At 36.8% G+C, this 20,103-nt stretch carries 22 protein-coding genes and 2 pseudogenes; 20 read left to right on the plus strand and 4 right to left on the minus strand.

From position 1 onward, the window contains the following. The first annotated feature begins 197 nt into the window (after nt 1-197). From ABD010_RS03725 to ABD010_RS03755, 7 genes are all read left to right on the plus strand, one after another. Nucleotides 198-884 carry a response regulator transcription factor gene (locus ABD010_RS03725; protein WP_343810403.1) on the plus strand — a complete coding sequence of 229 codons (687 nt, stop codon included), beginning with the start codon at nt 198-200 and terminating at the stop codon, nt 882-884. Then, nucleotides 881-2,680, plus strand: a complete 1,800-nt coding sequence (locus ABD010_RS03730; protein ID WP_343810405.1) for a sensor histidine kinase — start codon at nt 881-883, stop codon at nt 2,678-2,680. Before ABD010_RS03725 ends, ABD010_RS03730 begins: the two co-directional genes overlap by 4 nt. 238 nt (nt 2,681-2,918) lie before the next feature. Continuing rightward, complete coding sequence (locus ABD010_RS03735; protein ID WP_343810407.1) at nt 2,919-3,767, plus strand: polysaccharide deacetylase family protein; 849 nt, start codon at nt 2,919-2,921, stop codon at nt 3,765-3,767. 48 nt (nt 3,768-3,815) lie between these two features. Next, a complete protein-coding gene (locus ABD010_RS03740; protein ID WP_343810408.1) occupies nt 3,816-4,520 on the plus strand; it encodes an N-acetylmuramoyl-L-alanine amidase family protein in 705 nt (234 codons plus the stop codon). Nucleotides 4,521-4,822: 302 nt separating this feature from the next. Continuing rightward, entirely contained in the window at nt 4,823-5,608 is a 786-nt protein-coding gene (locus tag ABD010_RS03745; RefSeq protein WP_343810409.1) for an SDR family NAD(P)-dependent oxidoreductase, read from the plus strand. A gap of 314 nt (nt 5,609-5,922) precedes the next feature. Beyond that, nucleotides 5,923-6,285, plus strand: a complete 363-nt coding sequence (locus ABD010_RS03750) for a hypothetical protein (RefSeq protein ID WP_343810411.1) — start codon at nt 5,923-5,925, stop codon at nt 6,283-6,285. Nucleotides 6,286-6,431: 146 nt separating this feature from the next. Continuing rightward, nucleotides 6,432-7,274 (plus strand): nucleotidyltransferase domain-containing protein, encoded by an 843-nt coding sequence (locus ABD010_RS03755; protein WP_343810413.1) that lies wholly within the window; start codon nt 6,432-6,434, stop codon nt 7,272-7,274. Between the two features lie 122 nt (nt 7,275-7,396). Here ABD010_RS03755 and ABD010_RS03760 read toward each other — a convergent pair whose 3' ends face one another. Together ABD010_RS03760 and ABD010_RS03765 are read right to left on the minus strand one after the other, a co-directional pair. Further along, nucleotides 7,397-7,978 carry an RQC-minor-1 family DNA-binding protein gene (locus ABD010_RS03760; protein WP_343810415.1) on the minus strand — a complete coding sequence of 194 codons (582 nt, stop codon included), beginning with the start codon at nt 7,976-7,978 and terminating at the stop codon, nt 7,397-7,399. A gap of 189 nt (nt 7,979-8,167) precedes the next feature. Next, entirely contained in the window at nt 8,168-9,106 is a 939-nt protein-coding gene (locus tag ABD010_RS03765) for a helix-turn-helix transcriptional regulator (protein WP_343810417.1), read from the minus strand. Between the two features lie 87 nt (nt 9,107-9,193). Here ABD010_RS03765 and ABD010_RS03770 point away from each other — a divergent pair, with 87 nt between their 5' ends. The 8 genes and pseudogenes from ABD010_RS03770 to ABD010_RS03800 all read left to right on the plus strand — a co-directional run bounded on the left by ABD010_RS03770 (nt 9,194) and on the right by ABD010_RS03800 (nt 14,903). Continuing rightward, nucleotides 9,194-9,637, plus strand: coding sequence for a VOC family protein (locus tag ABD010_RS03770; protein ID WP_343810419.1), 444 nt, complete (start codon nt 9,194-9,196; stop codon nt 9,635-9,637). 686 nt (nt 9,638-10,323) lie between these two features. Continuing rightward, nucleotides 10,324-11,193: an alpha/beta fold hydrolase gene (locus ABD010_RS03775; RefSeq protein ID WP_343810420.1), complete on the plus strand. Its 870-nt coding sequence runs from the start codon at nt 10,324-10,326 to the stop codon at nt 11,191-11,193. A 298-nt stretch (nt 11,194-11,491) separates the two neighbouring features. Beyond that, nucleotides 11,492-11,827: a PadR family transcriptional regulator gene (locus ABD010_RS03780; protein WP_343810421.1), complete on the plus strand. Its 336-nt coding sequence runs from the start codon at nt 11,492-11,494 to the stop codon at nt 11,825-11,827. Between the two features lie 197 nt (nt 11,828-12,024). Continuing rightward, nucleotides 12,025-13,161, plus strand: coding sequence for an IS630 family transposase (locus ABD010_RS03785; protein ID WP_343810423.1), 1,137 nt, complete (start codon nt 12,025-12,027; stop codon nt 13,159-13,161). A 93-nt stretch (nt 13,162-13,254) separates the two neighbouring features. Next, nucleotides 13,255-13,626: pseudogene (locus ABD010_RS18300) on the plus strand (DUF2812 domain-containing protein); the annotation flags it as partial. 205 nt (nt 13,627-13,831) lie between these two features. Next, nucleotides 13,832-14,131, plus strand: a complete 300-nt coding sequence (locus tag ABD010_RS03790) for a DUF2089 family protein (RefSeq protein WP_343810425.1) — start codon at nt 13,832-13,834, stop codon at nt 14,129-14,131. Continuing rightward, nucleotides 14,131-14,415 (plus strand): hypothetical protein, encoded by a 285-nt coding sequence (locus ABD010_RS03795; protein WP_343810427.1) that lies wholly within the window; start codon nt 14,131-14,133, stop codon nt 14,413-14,415. Before ABD010_RS03790 ends, ABD010_RS03795 begins: the two co-directional genes overlap by 1 nt. 194 nt (nt 14,416-14,609) lie before the next feature. Further along, on the plus strand, nt 14,610-14,903 hold the full coding sequence (locus ABD010_RS03800; protein ID WP_343810429.1) for a helix-turn-helix domain-containing protein: 294 nt from the start codon (nt 14,610-14,612) through the stop codon (nt 14,901-14,903). Between the two features lie 233 nt (nt 14,904-15,136). Here ABD010_RS03800 and ABD010_RS03805 read toward each other — a convergent pair whose 3' ends face one another. Next, nucleotides 15,137-15,481 carry a four-helix bundle copper-binding protein gene (locus ABD010_RS03805; protein WP_343810431.1) on the minus strand — a complete coding sequence of 115 codons (345 nt, stop codon included), beginning with the start codon at nt 15,479-15,481 and terminating at the stop codon, nt 15,137-15,139. Between the two features lie 257 nt (nt 15,482-15,738). Between ABD010_RS03805 and ABD010_RS03810 the strand changes: the two genes are divergently transcribed. The 5 genes and pseudogenes from ABD010_RS03810 (at nt 15,739) to ABD010_RS03830 (ending at nt 19,085) form a co-directional block, all read left to right on the plus strand. Beyond that, nucleotides 15,739-16,395 carry a YdhK family protein gene (locus ABD010_RS03810; RefSeq protein WP_343810433.1) on the plus strand — a complete coding sequence of 219 codons (657 nt, stop codon included), beginning with the start codon at nt 15,739-15,741 and terminating at the stop codon, nt 16,393-16,395. 2 nt (nt 16,396-16,397) lie between these two features. Beyond that, a complete protein-coding gene (locus ABD010_RS03815; protein ID WP_343810435.1) occupies nt 16,398-16,931 on the plus strand; it encodes a CueP family metal-binding protein in 534 nt (177 codons plus the stop codon). A 502-nt stretch (nt 16,932-17,433) separates the two neighbouring features. Next, nucleotides 17,434-17,555, plus strand: a pseudogene (locus tag ABD010_RS03820) (SDR family NAD(P)-dependent oxidoreductase); the annotation flags it as partial. Nucleotides 17,556-17,936: 381 nt separating this feature from the next. Continuing rightward, nucleotides 17,937-18,521, plus strand: coding sequence for a bifunctional transcriptional activator/DNA repair enzyme AdaA (locus ABD010_RS03825; RefSeq protein ID WP_343810437.1), 585 nt, complete (start codon nt 17,937-17,939; stop codon nt 18,519-18,521). A gap of 81 nt (nt 18,522-18,602) precedes the next feature. Continuing rightward, nucleotides 18,603-19,085: a methylated-DNA--[protein]-cysteine S-methyltransferase gene (locus ABD010_RS03830; protein ID WP_343810439.1), complete on the plus strand. Its 483-nt coding sequence runs from the start codon at nt 18,603-18,605 to the stop codon at nt 19,083-19,085. A gap of 250 nt (nt 19,086-19,335) precedes the next feature. On the opposite strand, the gene ABD010_RS03835 is transcribed toward ABD010_RS03830, so the two are convergent. Beyond that, nucleotides 19,336-19,968, minus strand: coding sequence for a TetR/AcrR family transcriptional regulator (locus ABD010_RS03835; RefSeq protein WP_343810441.1), 633 nt, complete (start codon nt 19,966-19,968; stop codon nt 19,336-19,338). Nucleotides 19,969-20,103: the final 135 nt, after the last annotated feature.

Raw genomic sequence — 20,103 nt, forward strand, 5'->3', positions numbered from 1 at the left:
GGACGCACCTGCGGAATAAATGGCAACGTCCAAGTTGCCAGTGTAGGGCCATATTGTTGAATAAATATCGGAATATTTCATTGGCGAATTGAAAATTTAGAGAGTCGATCACTCTCCATTAAATGTACATCTTTATCTTATCTTTACATCAGTATGATAGTTTTATGGAGAACCTTTTAAATTTGTGAGGGAAAACAATGCAAAAACGAATTTTAATCGTGGAAGATGAAGACATTTTACGTGAAGTCGTTAAAGATTATTTATTAGATGCAGGATATGAAGTATTAGAAGCAGCAGATGGAAATGAAGCTTTAGCTATTTTTGAAGAACATGACATACATTTAATTATTCTGGATATTATGTTGCCGGAGCTAGATGGATGGTCCATTTGCAGAAAAATACGCAAAACTTCTAATGTGGCGATTATTATGTTGACAGCACGTGCGGATGAAGATGATACACTGCTAGGTTTTGAATTAGGTGCTGATGATTACGTTACAAAGCCATACAGCCCGCCAATATTATTGGCAAGAGTAAAACGGTTAATTGATAGCCGCTATGCCCGGGCAGGTAAGTTACCTGATGAAGATACTTTAATCAGTAATGGTATCCGGGTCCACTTCCCTACACGGACAGTGACGGTAGATAGAGAAAGTATCAGTTTGACATACACGGAGTTTGAAATATTAACCTATTTAATGCAAAATCAAGGGATTATTATTACAAGGGAACAACTTATCACTAAAGTCTGGGGCTATGAATTTGCCGGTGATGATCGCACAATCAATAGTCACATCCGTAATTTGCGGCATAAGTTAGGCACTAAAGCAAATTGTATTGTCACGGTTATTCGGGCTGGCTATAAATTTGAGGGAAAAACATGAAAAAAGGCATTGTATTAAAATTATTTTTGCTGACAACATTATTGTGTATGCTCATTATAGCAACTATTTATATTGGACAAACTGTATTTTTTAAGCAATATTATGCAACCCAAAAGGTAAATGACATTAAAACGAGTATTCAATCGTTTAAGAAGGAATATTTGAAGGCCGGGAAAAATTCACAGGCAATTAAAAGGCTGGAGCAGGATTTCTACCAGGAACATTCGACGTGGATTACAACGTTGGATAGTGTAGGAAATATTAAATACACGAATGATTTTTCTGTGAAAATTCATTCAGATGCTTCTCCGACTAAGGACCTCACTAATCGTGATATTACCATCCCTTTGTACAGTTTTATCGGTTTAGAAGATATAGAAAGGGTAAAGTTTAATTTAGAACAGGGCAAGCGTATTATGGTTAATGGGGTAATAAAAGATGATACAGTAATTCCTGCCATTTTAACCAGACGGAAAAGGAATTTTGTATTAGAGAATACGCTGCTGTCGGAAGAGTTATATGGAAACAGAACTGAAACAGAATCCGCTGAAATAGAACCTTCACCAGCAGGAGGCTCGCGGATATATTTAACGGGAAAAATTAAGAAATTACAATTACCTGTAGGAGCTGTACGTTCAACTATTTACACAAATCGTGTGTTTATCGAACAAATCAAACAATTTCAAGTGAATCTGCTATTTAATGATAATTATAATGGCCATGCGAAAACAATGGACTATGAGCAAAATGATATTAACTACAAAATATTAATCAGACCGATTAAAGATGCGAATGGTGAAACCACTTATATTTTTGCTATGACGTCATTACAGCCAATTGATGAAGCTGTGCAAATGTTAGAAGATTATTATGTATACTTAATTATATTTGTACTGCTCCTTATTGTTCTGGCATCCTTTTATTATTCGAAAAAAATCGCCAAACCATTGCTGCAAATAAACGATACGACAAGCAAGATTGCCAACTTGGATTTTTCCGAGTCAATACCTGTTAGGTCAAAAGATGAAATTGGTGCGTTATCACACAATATTAATAGCCTCTCTACCACGCTGCATTCGCATATTAATCAATTGCAGGAGGATATCGAGAAGGAAAAACAACTGGAAAATACACGCAAGGAATTTATTTCCGGTGTATCACATGAATTAAAGACACCTCTAAGTATTATGAAGAGCTGTATCTCCATTTTAGAAGATGGCGTCGCCAAGGATAAAAAAGATTATTATTTTAACGCAATGGCAAAAGAAGTTGATAAAATGGATATGCTCATTGTTGATATGCTCGAATTGGCAAAATTTGAATCCGGCACGTACAAAATGAAAATGGACGTTTTTTATATTGATCAATCCATTGAGAATGTATGTGAACAACTATTTTTAAATATATCGAAAAAGCAGGTCAATGTGCACACGAATCTTGACCGGGTAAAAGTTATTGCCAATCAACATCGTATTGAACAAGTCTTGACAAATTTTATTACAAACGCAGTCCTTTATACACCGGAAAAACAGGACATTATCATTTCAGCCTTGGAAGAAAATAAACAAGTAAAAGTAGGTGTGGAAAACAAAGGTACACACATTGAAACAGAACGGCTGGATAAAATATGGGATCGTTTTTACCGTACTGACTCATCAAGGAAACGATCCAAGGGAGGAACCGGACTCGGACTTGCAATTTCTAAAAACATCTTGGAGCTTCACGGTGTTACGTACGGGGTGACCAATACGGAAGACGGAGTACTGTTTTTCTTCAATTTAAATAAAAAAGGGTAGACTCTAAAAAACGTTATAAAAATTGAATTTATGATTTAAAAGCCATCTGTTCATGGGGATATTGAACGGATGGCTTTTTATACGTATTACAGAATTTAGATCACATGAATTCTTCAATTCGTAACACATTTTGTGATTCTTTAATTGATCTTCATATCAACTTTACCTCATCTTTATTTTTGCCGATTAATCTATGCATAGTGAAATAAATCATAGATGAGAAAGGATGGTTAACACAATGACATCGAGGCGGGTTGGTGGGAGAAGCCATACGAAAAGGAACGCCGTTATTAGTTTGGCTGCCCTATTGGCTATTGTCTTCCTACTATATTATTTCGTTGGAAATTCTGCTTCTTCATCCAAAGAAGGTATACACGAAACAACAGTTGTGAAAAAAGAGATTCAAAATAATCCCGAAAACGAAACAAATAAATCATCAACTGACTCAAAAACATCTAAAGAAAAAATCGTTTATTTAACCTTCGATGATGGTCCTTCTACTGATACTAATGAGATTCTTGCTGCCTTACGAAACCATCATTCTAAAGCGACGTTTTTTATGCTGGAACCTCACATGAAAGAGCGCTCTGAGGCAGTGAAACGGATAGTCAGGAAAGGTCACGGAATAGGTTTACACGGTGTAACACATGACCTGGGACAGTTTTACCGTTCAAAACAAACGGTTCTTCAGGAAATGAATAAGGCTCAAAAAACACTGGAAAACATCACAGGTTCCCATTCTAATCTTGTCCGTGTTCCATATGGCAGCGTGCCCTATTTAATTCAGCCATTTAGAAAGGCCTTAAAATCCCATGGCTACAAAATATGGGATTGGAATATTGACAGCGGTGATTGGGATTTGTCAGGCGATGAATTTGTCGCTAACACAATTAAACAAATTCAAAAAAAAGAAAAGGAAGGGGTCCGATCGATTGTGTTGCTTCATGACAGCCCATATACAGCGAAATATTTACCGGAATTACTGGATTGGCTGACAAATCATGGATTTCAAATGAAAAAAATCGATACGTCCGTTCCGGTTATGCATTTCAAATGTTATGACCGTTGCCACCGAATAAAAACGTAATTAACCAAAGTCAATCAAGATCGATAAAATAAAGAAAGAAGGTTAACGATGAAAAAAAATATGATAATGATAATATTAGTCTTATTTTTGGTAATGCTGCTTACTGCTTGTGGCAGCAATGATCTCAATACTAGCAGCAATAATGATGAAAATACTGCCCAAAACAATAAAGGGGATGGCGTTTATAAGGTAGTCATTGACCCGGGACATGGTGGAAAAGATAAGGGTGCTACAAGTGCTAGTGGCCGGTATGAAAAAGAATTTACCTTAAGCCTCAGTAAAAAGGTAGAAAAGATGTTAAAACAAGCCCCTAACATGAAGGTTTATATGACAAGGAATGATGATAGTTTTCTTTCCCAGACAAGCCGATATAGACCCAAATACGCCAATAGGCTAAATGCGGACATATTTATATCCCTTCACGGAAATACTTTCTCCAACCCAGATGTATCAGGAACGGAAACATTTTATTATCATGATGACTCCCGTCTCTTGGCCGAAACAATGCAAAAACATGTGATCGATGCAACTGGATTTTCAGATCGTGGGATAAACAAGAAAGATTTATTTGTTGTAAGGGATACGAACATGCCAGCCGTGTTGATTGAAGTGGGTTTTTTAACGAACCCCCAGGCTGAATCTAAAATGTATACAGACAAATTTCAAAAAAGCGTAGCCGCATCTATTGTGGATGGGATTAAAGAATACCGATCAGAGTCAAAAGAACAGGGTATTGGAGATTGGCTCTTTTAGGATCAGTGATCTGAATAAAACTACTTATAAATATGAAAATGGAATAATAGCTTTATCCAGTGTATATAAGTGTATATAATTGTTTTTGTTTCTTTTTATAAAAGGAAACGAAAACAAATCAATTGGTCTCATGATATTATACATATATGGAAAACAAAAAAAAGCAAACTTCTATTGCTGTAACTAAAATTACTGAAGTTGATTTTCATTAAACGGGCGCAGTTGCGTAATAAATTCTTTCATCAGTTGGGCCATTTAACAGAATAAAACTCTATTACCCAAAAAATGTGGGGGATTCAATCATGAAAACATTGTTAATTACAGGAGGCACTAGTGGCATTGGTGAAGGACTAGCGAAATATTATTTAGCTGCTGGGAATAGGGTCATTATCGTAAGTAGAAATAAAGGTGATCTACATAATGCTATTTATCTTCAAGCAGATCTAAGCCTTGCTTCGGAAAACTACCGTATAATCGAGAACATCCAAAGAACCTATGGTGCAATCGATGGATTGATTCTTTGCGCTGTCCTACAAACAGCTCGTAAAGACGCTTTAATCACACAAGAAGGTTTAGAATTCACCTTTGCATTACAGTATTTAAGTCGGTATATCCTGTCAAATCAGTTAGCATTTAATGATGACTCTTTTATTTTAAATGTTGCTACCCCCGGCATTAACAGCCCCATCAACTTTGACGATTTAGAATATCGGCGCAAGTTTAACAGCGTGAAAGCTAACGCCAATGCCAACCGGCTCAATGACTTACTGGGTGCAGGATTCAAACGCAAGGGCGTTCGTTATATTCTATATAATCCAATGGCTGTAAGAACTACTGGGGCTAGATCAGTCTTTGCGAATCCATTAATGAGAATATTCCTAAGGGTAGTTCACCGTTTAGTAGGACATGAAGTTGATGAAATCGTGAACAGGATTGTTAAAGTTTTACAGGAATCAAGCTCGCAAAGTTTCTCAGCTTACAGACTTTCAAAACCTGTTGATTTATCCATGAAAACATTTGATCCACAAAGGGGTAAACATTTAGAAAAGATTACTAAAAAGGTACTTTCAAATGTACGGGAATTATGAATGATCTAATCAAAAAATGAGAAAAAATTAGATTTAAAACGTGTCAAAAATACGATTTTTATCTTGCGTCAATTGTGGAATCTGAGAAATTGGAGATTTTGAATAAACTTGTTTAGGAAAACCAGCCACATGAATCATGTTTTGCCTTTCTGCTATCTTAAGCAATCGGGCAGGTTGCCCTAATAATGAACCGCGCCAACATGCATATAAGGGCCATTATATTACAAGGAATAAGCACTTGCGAAAGTTTCAGATATTTGAAACAATTGTTATTGAATAAAGATAAGGTATTTTTAAAAGGGGGGGGGAGAGGTATGAAAAAATTCATCTTTTTTAGTTTGTTGATATTATTACTAATGGCTATGGTCTCATGTAGTGAATCCGAGAAAGATCAATACGCAAAAAATTATCCTGAATTATTGCCGGATCAGGAAAAGGAATATCAATTACTTTCTATTAGTGATGAAATTACTCTTAAAGAACTTGAAAAAAAAGATATTTATATTGGAGTTCGTAATATACCATCGCTTGAAACTGTGAATGAGGAATATCCTCAATTAAAATTGGAAAAAGCCCCAGCTTATGTATTGTTTGACATAAATGGACTTGTCTATAAAACGTACGATTACGATAAATTAATTAAATTTCTAAAAGAAAATCCTGAACATCAGCTTTAAAAGATTACAGATAAGCCATTCCTTAATTAATGGGTGCATCTTAAGCAAAAGGGCGCTTATCTCTAATAAGCATTATACCAGTGTTTCATCATAGGGCCATATTTTCGAATAAATACAATCAAAAAGTAATTGGGGGATTTTAGATAATGACCGAGATTAAAGAAATAGGATCCTTATGTTCTTTGGATGACAAAGGCTACATAATAAACGAGTCTGATTCTGAAAAAATTAATCATAAATTTCAACAAGCAATCCAGCGAATAAAAGAGAGCTGCCTTTATGTTTTACCAAGGGAAATTCATAGTATTTATATAAGGGGATCTTTGCCAAGAGGAACGGAGATTGAAGGTGTATCTGATGTTGATGTAATTATAGTTACCTATTCGGATCCTGAAAATATTGACCTTGATTGGGTGGAAGAGACTGAGCAACTCATTGATCAAGAGTTCCCTTTTATAAATGGAGTAGAATTAGGATTCTGCCCTTTAAGTGAGGTAAAGGAAACTAAATATTGTTCCATGATTCCTTTTATTTTAAAGACCTATGGTATTTGCATTTATGGTGATAATCTAATAAGCAAACTTCCTGATTATAAACCCGACAGCTCCCTGGCAAATGAACACCTCATTCATTTATCATCTTTGATTGATAAAGCCAGGAATGATTTAACGGGAAATGATGATATTGAAGACATTAAGGATTGTTGTTCATGGATCATGAGAATTATTGTGAGGGCTGGTCTCGCGCTAGTCATTGTTCAAGAGCATTCGTACTCAAGAGATTTATTTCCAGCATTTAAACTATTTTCAAGACATTATCCTGAAAAAGAGCAAGAGATGGGAACAGCTCTTTGGTATGCAATCAATCCCTTATCAAATTCGGAAGAAATATTGAAATACCTAGATAGTTTTGGAAATTGGATGGAGTCAGAAACGGAGAACTGGCTCAAGGTTTATAATCCAACAAAAGAAATACATCTTCCACTTTGATAGGGTGGCCACTATTCATTAAACGGGCGCAAATCCGGAAATAAAGGGGATACCCTTTTCTTCCGGATGTAGGCGCTTATTGAGAAGAAGAATTTAATCAATACCGTCTTTTGCTGAACAATTTAAGAAAGACCCTCCGACAACGAATAAATCACCCGATTGATTTCTTTTCGTACTTTTTTATAGTCTACTTTTTTCCATTCTTCAAGAGATGGTATGAAAGAAGGGTTTCCTGCTTGTTCAATTTTTTTCAATAGCAATAAGATCATGCCACGATCCCGGTCTAGCAAATGCTCTTTAAAATCATGGCTTTCAGGGTCCTTAATTTCTCTGATTTGCTGAAGCAATTCATCCGAATACGTATCTCTTTCAATTGCCCAGCCCTTCTCAGAGAAAACGAGAAAAGGTAGTCGGTAATCATATTCAATTTCCAGGTAATTATTTTTGATCATCCAGTCAATTTTCGCTTTGACTGTTTCAAGTTTTTCGCTTTGAAAAGCACCATACACCGGGCAATTATCCAAATTTAATTCCAATACTCTTTTCTCTTTCGATCCTTTTAATATTTTTGCAAGTAAATTTCGCCCACCGGTCATGATTAAGGGGTCCGCACCACGTAATATGGTTCGGATATCTGAGTCTGACAAGCGTTTAATATTTTTCGTATCTAACTGATAGCGGACACGTCGAACCCTACGAGACATCATAATCACCCTTTCTGTGAATACTTTAATATTATTATATACGATGTGGTATTTGGTTAAAAAGTGGTCAGACCTTGTTCAATCATCGGGTGCGATTCCTTAAGAAGAATCGCGCTCATTTCGCATGTAAGGGCCATATTCTGAAGTAACACATTTACAGGATAGGTTTAAAAATAGGCACTACAAGCTCTAAATACCATCAAGTAAATCCTTATAGTATTTTCTTAATTTTTCTTTTAAAATAACAGGCTCAATTATTTTCATGGATTTTCCAAATCCGGCAAGGTATTTAATGATAAAATCAAGTTCCTTTGGCTCATATGTACCGACAATGTACATATTTTCTTTCTTATGAACTAACTTCATCGATGGGTAATGTTCCTGTAGAAAAAGCTCCGCACCCTTCCGGTCAACTAAACATTTAAAATGAACAGCATTTTCAGATGGTTTCCAAAGAGAATGAGCACTTTTCATCGTCATTTCATTTAAACCCGCTAGTGGTTGGATCTCTGTTATTTCAGCCGATGTTATGCGGTCACAACGGAAAACACGGTAAGCTTTTTTACATATGTCATAAGCCTGACAATACCAATAGCCTTTCATCGAGTAAATCGAGATTGGTTGTATCGTCCGAGTACTTGTTTGTGATGTTTTTTGATAGGCTGCTTTTAATACTTTATTTTTTACAGATGCCGTTAACAAAGTTTCTAAATGTGCACTATCGGCAATTTGTTCTGTATGTCGAAAGGCAACCCGGTTTTGCATTCTTTCTATTTCTTGTCTTTGATTATCCGATAATTCGTTGAGGAATTTTTCATGGATGGAACGAAAAGATACATGAAAAGGTAAATTTGAGAAGCTTTGCAGTGCTTGCATGGCGAAATAAAGTGCAAAGACTTCTTGACTGTTGAAGGAAATCGGCGGAACCTGGATTTGATTAAGCAATCGATAGCCTCCGTAACGACCATATTCAGCATAAATTGGTGCACCGATTTCCTCTAACGCTGCGATGTCTCTTAACGCCGTTCTTTTTGATATTTGAAATTCATGCATTAAATCTTGAAGTGTAAAATGTTGTTTTTGATTGATGAAGCGCAGCATTTGATTGATACGTTCTGGTTTTTTCATAAAAACACCTCTTAATGGTGCCTTAATTCGTCACCTTTATTGACTATACTTGAAAGTGTAATCAATTATGATGAAGGAGGCAACAAAATGAACTTTGAAGTAATCCCGTTTTTATCTTTGAATGGAGAAGCTGCGGCGGCAATTGCATTTTATGAACAATATTTAGGTGCTACAGTTCTTTTTAAGAAAAATTATAAGGAAATGAGGGAAATGAATCCTCATTTTAGTTATGAAGAAGGCCAGGATGAATATATTACACATTCTGTCTTAGAAATAGGAGCTAATAAACTAATGGTTGCGGAGGAAGCAATGGATACTTCGCGCCCCTGGCAATTAGGTAACAGCTCGTCATTGTGTATTCAGTCTAAAGATAAGGATGTCATTACGAACCTTTATGATTCTCTCGTTCAACATGAAAAGGTAACTGTATTAGTACCACTGAAGAAAAATGCGTTCAGCCCCGGGTATGCGATTATACGAGATCCGTTTGGAATCGTTATACAGCTTTGTGTAACGGTACATGATTTTTAATATTAGAGAGGTGAATAAAAGAGTGAATTCACAAGGAAAGCCACAGGGAATGCCCATAGAGGCCCGTAAAATCTACCTTGCACTGCCCGAAGCCATTGACCATATCGATGGTTTCGGGCACATTTCCTTTCAAATCAACGGAAATCTTTCGTGAAATTAACTGAAAGGGCCGGTTTGTCATTTAAATCAGATCGAGAAATGCAAGAGTTTTTGCTGCAGAACGGGAAGATTTTCAAAACCACTTATACAGGGAATCACGGCTGAGTATCTATTAAAAATCCGCGACTGGGATGAACTTAACGAATTGATCCAAGAAGCTTATTTACGCGCCGCACCAAAGCATTTGGTTAAGGATTGGATTGAGCTGCATAAGAAGTGAATTTATAATAGCAGTTAGGAAGAAAGATGTGATTGGTTAACGAGGTTGCATTGATAAATTTATTCATTATTGGGCGCAGTTATCGAATAAGAGCTGTGCTCGTCTAGCTCATAAGGCCCAGGTAATGGAACAACAATTTAAAAAACTGCGTTCACTTTTGCTTTGATAAACGGGCCTTTTGTGGGATAACAAATATGAAAGCCATCCTGAGACGTAGGAAAAAATCTGACCCTGGTCCGATTCAAATTCCCTTTTACTGAGTTAAAATAAGACTTATCTTATAAATCAAGGCTGTTGAGGTGGTAACATGTTTAATAATCAATTGACATTAAATGATGGCAGACAACTCAGTTATGCGGTATATGGAAACCCGAGAGGATTCCCCATTCTCTTTTTCCATGGTACGCCAGGATCACGCTATGAATGTAGTTTTGTTGATGGGCAACAATTAGGAGAAGATACATGCATGATTGTCGTGGACAGACCGGGGTATGGACTCTCTGATCCCAAAAACAATCGTACGATCTTGAACTGGACAAATGATGTTAAACAATTACTGGATCATCTTGGTTTATTAAAAGTGGATGTGGTTGGTGTTTCCGGTGGTGGTCCCTATGCCTTGGCCTGTGCCGTGAAACTTGAAGAGTATGTCAATCATGTCGCTATTGTGTGTGGTATTGGTCCTTTAGCTATATCTGGGGATTCTGGAAGCGTTTCTGATGATGAGAAGAGGTCATCGATTGAGAAGGAACTCTCGGCTCCTGAAAAAATGGCGGAACAAATCGCACAGATGCACGCCCATCCTGAAGCCATGGGCGAAGAAACGACAAACAATTTATCTGAATTCGACAGGTCTGTTATAATGCCGGACATTGTTAAGAAATGGATCAAGAATGTAAAAGAGGCGACGCGATCTCCAGAAGGTATGATAACGGATTATAAACTTTTACTCCAATCATGGGAAGTAGCCCTGAATGAGATTTCAATACCCGTTTACTTTTGGCATGGTTACCAAGATGATATGGTTTCACTTCAGCATCCCCGTTTTCTTGCGGAACAAATACAAGGAGCCGAGTTAGAATTTATTGAAGGAGCGGGCCACCTAGGAGCAGCTATTGTCGGCACCAGGAATGCTGTTTCCTTATTTAAAGAAAAAAGAGAGTCGAATGATTTTTAGTATAGGAACGACAGACCGTGTGAGGAGAATTCACCATGGAGCAGAAAAAGCTGATTAATAAGTTTGATAAACAAGCCGTTAAGTATTCCCATTGTAGAACCATTTAACAGAATAAAAAGAAAAAAAGATTTAAGGTTTAGTATTCGGATATATAACTAAAAAGATTGATTGGAATAAGGTATTACCTTCATTTCAGTCAATCTTTTTTTGTGTCTTGAAAAATATATCATTGACATTAGTATCATTAAACGGTATATTATGTTTAATGATATATCATTAAATGATATGGAGGATGACAATGGCAAGAAACCGTTCATTAGATATGGGGGAACTGACGGATACGTTATACTATATTTTATTATCATTGGTGGCACCCAGACATGGTTATTTAATCATGAAGAACATAGAAACCATAACAGATGGTGAGTTTGAGATTGGTCCAGCATCTTTGTATTCCTCAATTCAAAAGCTTGAATCAGCTGGTCTTATTGAGCGGGTGGATATTGATGATCAAAAGAGAAAAACGTATCAAGCAACTGACAAAGGTATCCAGCTTTTGAAAATGGATGTCCAACGAAGAAGGGTGATGGTCAGACATGCGGAGGAGATTTTAAAACTGGAGGGTTATTATTAAAATGGGGGAGAAAAAGTTTGTTCTTAGTGGTGGATTAGCTTTTACAGAGAGATGGGACATGAAAAGACTGAGGAAATATGCTAAAAAAGGTTGGCTTTTAGAAAGTTTTTCCTTACTAGTAGATTGATTTAAAATTAATGTAACTACATTCAATTTATGATACCCTTATAGTAAGCCAATTGTTGGGAGAGGATATCATGCCATTTAAAAGGACGAAAGCTGAGCTTATACTTACACAATCTGAACGGGACGAATTAAACAAAATCATCAAAACCCGAACGGAAGAATTCAGACGGGTAGAACGCGCAAAAATGATGCTTCTGTATGCCGATGGTGAACAGGCTCCGGCCATCGCAGACCAATTAAATACAAATGCGCCTAAAGTGTATCGCTGCATTGACAAAGCGCTTGAATTTGGTGCCTTAAATGCCTTGGACGACATCAAGCGCTCAGGTCGACCTGCCCAAATTACAGATGATGCCAAAACATGGGTTGTCTCGTTAGCTTGTCAAAAACCGAAAGAACTCGGCTATTCCTATGAGGTATGGACGACACGCTTTTTATCCCAACATATCAGAAAAAATGCAGAAGAGGCCGGCCATCCAAGCGTGAAAAATATTGGCTCTGGGACCGTGTCGCGCATCCTTGATGAAAACGATATTAAGCCCCATAAAATTAACTATTATCTGGAACGTCGTGATCCGGATTTCGATACCAAAATGGCTCAAGTACTTTATGTATACCAACAAGTCCAGTGGACTTTGGAAGACAATGAATTTCAGCCTATTTGTGATGTCATGCTGTCTTATGATGAAAAACCTGGCATTCAGGCCGTTGAAAACAAGGCGCCTGATTTACCACCAGTTCCCGGAAAGCACACCACCATTGGACGTGATTCCGAATACATAAGGCACGGAACTCTCAGCTTGTTGGCTGGAATTGATTTGGTCACCGGTGAAGTTATAGGATCTGTTGAAGACCGACATCGCAGCCGCGAATTTGTAGATTTTTTGAAAATGCTTGATGACCGCTATGATCCGGAGTTGCGAATCCAGGTAGTCCTTGATAACCACTCAGCCCATACATCCAAAGAAACCAGAGCTTATCTGGAAACAGTCCCAAATCGGTTTGAGTTTGTATTCACACCGAAACACGGGTCCTGGTTAAATATTATCGAATCATTTTTTGCCAAGATGAGTAAGAGCTTTCTGCGGCATATCCGCGTCAAATCCAAGCAAGAGTTAAAAGAGCGTATTGAACTATATCTTCAGGAAGTAAATGAAAATCCTGTTCCGTTCAGATGGAAATATGGCTTGGAATCTGCGAGTAATTAAATTGTTTTATGTTAATGTTATTTATGAAACGGTCTACTAGGCTATACATTAAAAAGGGGAGAGACAAAGGATGTTGAGTATTCGGTTGATTATCGGAAAAACCCAGATGATGAATACTTCGCATATTTTGAAGCGGCCGGTTGGACGTATGTTTGTTCGGAAAGGAATTGGATTCATGTGTTTTGGGCGCCTGCCGGGACAAAGGCTATTTATTCGGATAGGTCGACTTTGATTGAAACGTATGAGAATGTTAAAAAACGAATGGGAATAATAGCATTACCCAGTTTGATTATTACATTGGCGCTAATTCTATTAAGAGAGTATAGTAACAATAATGACTGGATTCCTGTAGTGGTGTGGCAGGTTAGCACTGCATTGTATTTTGTGTCATTTTTAGTTCTCATCTGCACTGGACTTCCTTATATTGGCTACGGCTTTAAATTGCGGAGATTGCAGAAATACTGAATTAAGCAACGGGCGCATTTCCGGAGCAAGGACTATTGCTTTTTAACAAAAAGATAGTTTCTTATAGAATGGCTGAATCCAGAGTATGGATTTAGTCTTTTTTATGATTATTAATATATTTTTTATATATTATTTAATTCTATTTATTTTTTATTTAATTTTATTGAAATATATGTTAAACTATTTTTAAAGAAAGGGTGAGAAGATGGATGTTAAAGATGTACCAAATTGGCTATTGTCTTTAGATGTGGAAGACATTGAGTTTGTTAAAAACTTTATTATGAATTCAGGTTCCCTAAAAGAAATTGCCAAAGTATATGATGTTTCATATCCTACAGTACGAATAAGGCTTGATAGGCTAATTCAGAAAATACAGCTTAGTAATGCTGTTGAAAACGAGGATTTTGTCAAATTTATAAAAGGTCTTTCCATTGATGATCGTGTAAGTGTTGAGGATGCAAAATTAATTATTGAAAAGTATAAAAAGGAAAGGAATGAGAAATAATGGCTGACTTTTATAATGTTTTTATTTATGCCGGTATATTGGCTGTTCAATACTTTTTATCAACTAGAAATAGTATTTATTGGGGCGCAATTATACCAGTAGCTTATACTGTGTTTTTATCATGGTTGTTTGTAACAAACCGTCTTGAAAGTGCTATTGGCTTCATCCTTATTCTGCTAGTAGGAATGCTTTTCCTTATCGCGGAATGGAGTGGAGGCAGGAAACATCTTCAGGCGAAAAGGAAAAAGGAATTAGATAAAATGAAAACGCATGATATGGGATAAGGCATTAATTGACTCGGATATGCTTTTATATGAGATGAAAGTGAAGCATCGTTCGCAGGAAGATGTATTTATGCAAGTTTGATTCTTCATGGGGAATGGCAGCACATAAGATTAGGGTGAATGAACGTTTCATAGTGGGAAAAGACAAAAGATAAAAGGTAAGGTATTAACTGGTGATATAAGGAAGGTATGGGATGGAAGAAATAAATCATCGAGTAGTTCAAAGGACTAAAAAAGGAGATATTGAAGCATTTAGGAAACTTATTAATTTCTATAAACATATTATTTATCAAATCTGCCTCGCCAGTATAAATGATAAGTGTATTGCAGAATCCGTTACAAAAGACGTTTTCCTATATGTTTATTCCAATATCGGCAACTATGATATGAACAAAAGGTTTTCATTATGGTTGTATAGTATTACAGTGAATAAGATTATGGGTTGTCAAAATGATGAAAATAAGGAGTTTTTGCCAGAAAAAAACTGAAGAAAAGAGGTAGAAATAAAACACAACAAAAATACTTGGATTGTTCCGTTATCGGGCGCAAGAACGGAATAAGACTTGCGCCACATTTGCTTTTAAAGGACCATATTGTAGTAAAATGGGAAAAAGTGAGTGGAGTTCTATTTCAACTTTTATCCTAAGCATACTCATGTATGTCTTTATTTTATAATGTAAAAAGCTCTGACCATTGGCCAGAGCTTTTTACATTATAAGTCTTAAGAAGCCATCTGTCTGCATGCATTCGCACAAGAACGACAAACAGCTGCACATTCCTGACAATGGGGATCCTTGAATTTTTCGCACTCTGTTGCACATGCTTCACAATGAGTAGCACAGAGTTTGCAAAATTCAGCTGCGCTCATGCTATTCCTGGCCATGTATGCTGCAGATTGAAAACACATGTCTGAACAATCATTTAAATGTTGGATACACATAATACGTGCTTGAACATCTGGTTCCTGCAAACATGCTGTAGTACACTCTTCACAAGCACGAGCGCATTTTAAGCATTCATCGATACATTGATCCATATGTGTCGGGGAACTTGAAAGTACTCCCATCTCGGATCACCACCCTTTTAAAATTTACAATAGTAGTATCCTAACAAATAAAGTAATTATTCATGTTAAGTAAAAAATCTAGAATCGAGCGTTTTTCTTGATAGGAAAGTGTTCTTCTTAAATTTGAACATTAAATGAAATAATGGTTATTAAGCTTGTCTAACATCTAAGTTCTGCTACAATACCATATAGGGGTATATTTTTAGCGAATTGGATAGTAAGAAAAATTCTAAAATAATTGAGTGGAGGTTGTAACAATGAAAAAAAATCATTTAATAATAGGCTTGCTTGCTTTACTAACAACTATGGTTTTAGCAGCTTGTGATGGAAATGAAGAATCGAATCCAAACGGTGATGCCAATACGGAAACTGAATCTAACGAAAATATGGATATGAATGAAGAAGGAACGGAACCAAATGAGAATACGGATGAAAAAGAGTCGGATTCTATGGAAGGAATGGATCATTCAGGTATGAATCATTCAAGTTCAGGTGAAGTTCCAGAAGATTTAGCGGAGGCTGGAAATCCTACATATTCAGTTGGTAGCCAAGCAATAATAAATGCGAACCATATGGAGGGTATGGATGGTGCTAAAGCAACAATAGATGGTGCCTATAATACCACGGTATACGCAGTTTCCTATACGCCAAAAAATGGCGGAGAGCCCATCAAAAATCATAAATGGGTTATTCATGAAGAACTCGAGAACCCTGGGGATGCGCCATTGGAACCAGGTACAGAAGCTACTATTAATGCTTCCCATATGGAAGGAATGGATGGAGTAACAGCTATGATTGATTCGGCTGAACAAACAACAGTATATATGGTGAGTTACACAGATACTGAAACTGGTAAAGAAGTAACAAATCATAAATGGGTAACAGAGGCTGAATTATCACCTGTGGAGGGATAAGAATGAAATTAAAGGTCATTTTTGTAATGCTTTTTTCATCATTATTGTTAGTGGCTTGTAGTAACAGCGAAAATAGCGACAATACATTGGAAAGGGAACAAGCAGCAAATATTAAAAAACTGGTTCATGGATACAGCTCCGGTAAACTGGAAGCCAAATCTGCTTCCATTACACCGCAAAAGCTTACTATTGTTAATTCAAAAGGGAAGGAGAAAATATATGAATTAACCGGGGAGAAGTTCTTTGCCTCCATCGCTCCTTATGTAAATCAAACACATCCCTGCACATATCATAGCTTAACTGGCTGCCAGGGAGAAATGGCAAAGGAAGAATTCACGGTGTACATAAAGGATAGAAATGGTAATGTTGTTGTAGATAAAAAAATGACGTCACAGGATAATGGATTTATTGATTTGTGGGTACCGAGAAATGAAAATTATAGCATAACCATTACACATAAAGGCAAAAGAGTTGAGTCACAATTTTCTACGTTTAGCGATGATCCAACTTGCCTGACGAATATGCAGTTATCCTAGAATTTACGGGAGAATTGGTGTCGTTATCTTTTCGTTTTTTCTGCGATTGGGCATTTCGCTTAATATGGTGAGAACAACATGACATAAGTCAATCAAAGGAATAATAGGATGATGGGGACGAGTTATAAAATGAGTAGTTATATAATCTGGCTCCCGATTGTAAGGGAAAAGCTTCTACAGTTTAGGAGTGAACATTTCACATCAGAAGAGACTCTGGAATTCATATTTAAATTGATTTTAGATAATGAGGAATTTTTAAAAATGAATTTGTTAGAGAAACCTATACAGAAGAATTTGGAACCTATAAAGGTTTATCCCGAATCGTTGTTGGGAAATTTCGGGTGTATTATGAAAAAATCAAGATAACATCATAGTCCTAGGTATATTATTTCCTGGTGAAAAATAAATACTTCTGCAGCAATAAAGCCCTGATGATATTTGTGGATGGGCTTTTTTTTTATCGAAACAGAGAAATTCTCTACTAAACAACTGGGTGCGCTAACCGAAGTATGAAATACAACGATTTATCAGACCGACTGAAATAGGGAGGTTAAGTCCTTATGCATCCGCGTTTAAGGGTCTCCAATCCGTATGGATGGTGGGCCGGTACCGACTATTTTTTAATGCTTCAAATCCAAGTAAATACTTATTTTTTAATGGAAAAAAAGCTGCACAAGAATACCTAAACAGAAGGATTACTTATTATGGGTTGCAACATGAAACGTATCATTCAACTTCGGGTGTTGCAAACCGATATTGGGATGATACTTATTCGTTTGATTTAGCACAGTTAATAAAAAAATTGAATAAGCCTTTTAAACCATTAACGAATTAAACCGCAAAAAACAAGAAGATTTATTTTTCCTTTTTTAGTATACTTTATGCTGAAAGAGGGATGAGGTATTTTAGCGATTGCAGGTGTCCAACCGTATATTCTTGTGCCGTTAATTGTCGCGGCTTTATATACGTTTTATATGGGGCTCAGCAGGGGAGGATTGAAATCCAATGAAGAATCAAAATGGTATTTCCAAGGATACCATGTGGAAAGCAACCGTATCGTGTGATCCAGGATATGATGGGGTATTCTTTTATGCTGTAAAGACAACAGGTATTTTTTGTCGGCCGTCATGCAAATCTAAAGTTCCGAATAGTGATAATGTTACCTTCTTTGCCAATGCAGCGGAAGCTCAAAAAGCAGGATATCGACCCTGTAAAAGATGCCGTCCTGATTTAAAGTCAAAAAGTTATGATCCGTTTCAGCCGATATTAGAAGATACAAGGAAGATCATAAAAAATAATTATAGCCAAAAGACATCCTTAAATGAAATCGCTGCAAAGGTAGGGGTCAGCCCTTTTCATTTAAACCGAGTCTTTAAGAAAAGAATGGGTTATACACCACGTATGTATTTGGAAAAGATCAGAGTTGAAAGGGCAAAAGACCTTCTTTTAACGAGTACCTTAAATAGCACAGAAGTTGGTTATCAAGTCGGCTATCAAAGTATTTCTAGTTTTTATCATGCTTTTAAACGGGGGACAGGGCTTTCGCCGAATGAATTTCATAATCTATATGTCAAACCCTCGGCTTATTAGGATTGATTGGATTCGTTTGATAGAACAAAAGGATTATAGTCCATAGAGGTCTTGAAATGGGCCGAAAGGAGGGAACCCAACATGTGGCTTTATGATGAGTGTCATACCAAAATCGGTTGTTTGCGATTTATTTTCAGAGAAGACGGGCGACTCGTACGCATCGTGTTAACAGATGATCATTGGCACGCCTTTGCTGCCAAGTTCAAGATGAAAAGGAGCCATGAACTTGGAAGACCTATTTATGAACAATTCCATGAGTATCTTCGTGGAAATCGAAGACAATTCAACTTGCCGTTTGAATTTCGAGGAACTTTATTTCAAAAGCAAACGTGGGAAGCCTTACGAAAGATTCCTTATGGAGAGGTAAGATCCTATTCTGAAATAGCCTCCCTTATCGGAAAACCTAACGCGATTCGTGCTGTTGGACATGCTAACGCTGTCAATCCTTTGCCGATTCTTTTTCCCTGTCATCGCGTTATTAGCAAAAATAAGAAGCTGACCGGTTATGCAGGTGGGATTGATATGAAAAAACAATTGCTGGAGATTGAGGGGAACTATTTGTAAGTGGAATATGCAGCATACTGCGCTAATATTATATCATCGGTGCCATTCTGAATTAGAAAAGTAATGTCTTTTAAACAATTTTATTATTACCACCATAAATTGGTATTCAATAATTTTACATTATGTTACACCGTCCACATATGCGGACGGTGTAATTGTTTTTTTTGCTGCAAAATTAAACAATTTGATTATGATTACAGGAAGGGTGAACATTCAGGAAACAGTTGAGGTTCTCATAGATTGACCCCATTTAACTTTCCTTGATTTGAACGCCTTCCCAAAAAAGTTCGATAATCTGCTCAGCCATTTCGTCAATTGAATCATATATTTTTGCTTGTTTCTCATTATTGTAATTCCCGACCTTCAACAGTGACAAATAGGCATGTGTGGCAAAAACCGGATTTATTTCGCGTATTTCTTTTTGTTCCATCGCGTGCGTAAATACTTGTTCGATTGATTGGTACATGTCCATCTCGGCTTTGTTTATCCGCTCCAGTTGTTCAGGAGACAATGTATGTGTTGTTCCTTTCATAAAGCCATTAATATCAATGTCAACGGTAGCTGATAAATGCGTCTTTGTAATGTTGTATAAACGGCTTTTCAGCGGTATCGGTTCGTGCAGCATGGCATTGATTCGCTTTCGAATGCGAATCATCATTTGGACCATCGTTTCCGTAAACAACTCCGCTTTGCTGGGGAAATAGTAATAGATGGTAGCTTTCGTCACATTGCACTGTTTTGCAACATCGTTTACGGAAACCGTTTGATATCCATTTTTCGTAAATAATTGTGTTGCCGCTTCGGTTATTGATTCGGTTGTTGGTTGAGTCTGATCACTTGCCCGCGGTCTGCCCAGCGGTCGTTGTTCATCGCTTCTCACCATACTCTCTCCTTGCATATAGCATACTTTGTTAAAATTATATCATATACTGGAAAATAATCAGTGGTAACAACTTGATAATTAACTAACCGGTATATATAATTATAAACATAAAATAATCTTGATTTCGAATCAAGC

Origin of the sequence: Virgibacillus siamensis (assembly GCF_039522605.1) — a bacterium.
In the GTDB taxonomy this organism is placed as follows: Bacteria; Bacillota; Bacilli; order Bacillales; family Amphibacillaceae; genus Lentibacillus; species Lentibacillus siamensis.

Coding starts and splice junctions, on each gene's coding strand:
- ABD010_RS03725 (WP_343810403.1), top strand. CDS start 198: ATGCAAAAACGAATTTTAATCGTGGAAGATGAAGACATTTTACGTGAA.
- ABD010_RS03730 (WP_343810405.1), top strand. CDS start 881: ATGAAAAAAGGCATTGTATTAAAATTATTTTTGCTGACAACATTATTG.
- ABD010_RS03735 (WP_343810407.1), top strand. CDS start 2,919: ATGACATCGAGGCGGGTTGGTGGGAGAAGCCATACGAAAAGGAACGCC.
- ABD010_RS03740 (WP_343810408.1), top strand. CDS start 3,816: ATGAAAAAAAATATGATAATGATAATATTAGTCTTATTTTTGGTAATG.
- ABD010_RS03745 (WP_343810409.1), top strand. CDS start 4,823: ATGAAAACATTGTTAATTACAGGAGGCACTAGTGGCATTGGTGAAGGA.
- ABD010_RS03750 (WP_343810411.1), top strand. CDS start 5,923: ATGAAAAAATTCATCTTTTTTAGTTTGTTGATATTATTACTAATGGCT.
- ABD010_RS03755 (WP_343810413.1), top strand. CDS start 6,432: ATGACCGAGATTAAAGAAATAGGATCCTTATGTTCTTTGGATGACAAA.
- ABD010_RS03760 (WP_343810415.1), bottom strand. CDS start 7,978: ATGTCTCGTAGGGTTCGACGTGTCCGCTATCAGTTAGATACGAAAAAT.
- ABD010_RS03765 (WP_343810417.1), bottom strand. CDS start 9,106: ATGAAAAAACCAGAACGTATCAATCAAATGCTGCGCTTCATCAATCAA.
- ABD010_RS03770 (WP_343810419.1), top strand. CDS start 9,194: ATGAACTTTGAAGTAATCCCGTTTTTATCTTTGAATGGAGAAGCTGCG.
- ABD010_RS03775 (WP_343810420.1), top strand. CDS start 10,324: ATGTTTAATAATCAATTGACATTAAATGATGGCAGACAACTCAGTTAT.
- ABD010_RS03780 (WP_343810421.1), top strand. CDS start 11,492: ATGGCAAGAAACCGTTCATTAGATATGGGGGAACTGACGGATACGTTA.
- ABD010_RS03785 (WP_343810423.1), top strand. CDS start 12,025: ATGCCATTTAAAAGGACGAAAGCTGAGCTTATACTTACACAATCTGAA.
- ABD010_RS03790 (WP_343810425.1), top strand. CDS start 13,832: ATGGATGTTAAAGATGTACCAAATTGGCTATTGTCTTTAGATGTGGAA.
- ABD010_RS03795 (WP_343810427.1), top strand. CDS start 14,131: ATGGCTGACTTTTATAATGTTTTTATTTATGCCGGTATATTGGCTGTT.
- ABD010_RS03800 (WP_343810429.1), top strand. CDS start 14,610: ATGGAAGAAATAAATCATCGAGTAGTTCAAAGGACTAAAAAAGGAGAT.
- ABD010_RS03805 (WP_343810431.1), bottom strand. CDS start 15,481: ATGGGAGTACTTTCAAGTTCCCCGACACATATGGATCAATGTATCGAT.
- ABD010_RS03810 (WP_343810433.1), top strand. CDS start 15,739: ATGAAAAAAAATCATTTAATAATAGGCTTGCTTGCTTTACTAACAACT.
- ABD010_RS03815 (WP_343810435.1), top strand. CDS start 16,398: ATGAAATTAAAGGTCATTTTTGTAATGCTTTTTTCATCATTATTGTTA.
- ABD010_RS03825 (WP_343810437.1), top strand. CDS start 17,937: ATGAAGAATCAAAATGGTATTTCCAAGGATACCATGTGGAAAGCAACC.
- ABD010_RS03830 (WP_343810439.1), top strand. CDS start 18,603: ATGTGGCTTTATGATGAGTGTCATACCAAAATCGGTTGTTTGCGATTT.
- ABD010_RS03835 (WP_343810441.1), bottom strand. CDS start 19,968: ATGGTGAGAAGCGATGAACAACGACCGCTGGGCAGACCGCGGGCAAGT.